The following is a 1,503-nucleotide window of genomic DNA, read 5'->3' on the forward strand; positions in this document are numbered from 1 at the left end:
ACTCGGGCAGGTCGGAGGCTTTCACCTCCTCGATCCAGCCGGCCAGCTGGTCGCGGCCGGTGCGGGCGGTCATCATCTCGGCGAAGGCCCGGAGTGGTCGGCGGTGGTGTCGAGCTGTGGGCAGCGGGCGAGGACGCCCTTGAGCTTGAGGGTCTCGTCGGCGGTGAGGCTGTCGGGGTGGCGGGTGATCCAGGAGGTCACGTCGCGGACCGAGGGTGGCCGGGTGAAGCGGTCCTGCGGTGGGGCGCCGGATCGCAGGGGCCACAGGTAGTCGCGCAAGATCGTCAGGCCGCCGGTGTAGCCGACGGCCTTGATCTCGTCGAAGAGCGTCTTCGCGGTGGTGCAGCCTTCCTGCCATCGCTGGTGGAGGTAGGGCTTGTAGTCGTCCAGGACGCTGGCGCGGCCCTGCCACTTGCCTACGACGAGTTCTTCGGGGGCTTCGGCGTGGGCGAACCTGCGCACTGTGCCGCGGGCCAGGCCCAGTCGGCGGCTGATCTCCCGCCGGGACAGCCCCTGGTCGAGGAGGGTGTGCACGGCGTCGTGCCGCTCGCGGGTCCGGTCCGCATAACGGTGGGCGCCCCGGTCCGCTTTCGCTGTCGTGGTGATCTTCTCCAGTTCGGCGAGGGCCGCCGCGGATTCCTCGGGGGTGGGGACGTGGGCGGGTTCGCGCAGTTGGGTGGAGTGTCGCGTGACGCAGCGTTCCACGGCTTCGGTGAGGTTGTGGAACAGGTGCCAGCGGTCTGCGACTTGGACCGCGTTCGGTGCGCCGAGGCGGGCGCCTTCGGCGTAGCCGGTGGCGCGGTCGCGGCAGATGACCTCGACTCCGGGGTGCTCGGTCAGCCAGCGGGCGAGGGTGGCGGCCTCTCGGTCGGGCAGCAGGTCGACGGGACGGCGGGTCTCGATGTTGATCAGCACGGTCCCGTAGACGTGCCCCTTGCGCAGGGCGAAGTCGTCAACTCCGAGTACTCGTGGTGTGGTTGCCTGCGGGTCGGGCATCGCGCGGATCAGTCGCAACAGGGTCGAGCGGCTGACCTTCGAGCTGATCACATCAGACAGGCGGGCGCCGGCTCGGCCGGCCAGCATCAGCGCCACCGCCTGCAGGATCGTGTGTAACCGCAGGCTCCGCCGCCCGTGGCGGAAGGTGAGTCCAGCGACCTGTTCGACGAATGTCGTCCGGGGACACGACGTCACCTGGCAGCGGAAGCGTCGAACCTGCAGCTTCACGACCATCCGTCGGCCACCGACTGCCGAGTCGGCCAACCGGCGCTCATAGCGGCTGTGGACCCGGCGTGATCTGGCTCCGCAGGCCGGGCAGGGCACCTCGGGTACACACGCGCGGGCAGCGACGGTCACGGCGTCGCCGCCGATCTCGATGTTCGCTATCTCCAGGCCGTCCAGGTCCGGGAACAGGACTTCCTCGGCATCCACGTCGGTCACAGGCATTGATCATCACGTACGCGGCGCCGTCCCGGCTGGAGACCATCGAAAGTGATCACAAGTGGG

1 protein-coding gene is annotated in these 1,503 nt (G+C 69.4%); it reads right to left on the reverse strand.

Going from position 1 to position 1,503, the window contains the following annotated elements:
* Nucleotides 1-72: 72 nt before the first annotated feature.
* Nucleotides 73-1,437 (reverse strand): ISL3 family transposase, encoded by a 1,365-nt coding sequence (locus ACFU7Y_RS43890; protein WP_380772059.1) that lies wholly within the window; start codon nucleotides 1,435-1,437, stop codon nucleotides 73-75.
* Nucleotides 1,438-1,503 lie beyond the last annotated feature (66 nt).

Origin of the sequence: Kitasatospora sp. NPDC057542 (genome assembly GCF_042801945.1) — a bacterium.
Classification (GTDB): domain Bacteria; phylum Actinomycetota; class Actinomycetes; order Streptomycetales; family Streptomycetaceae; genus Kitasatospora.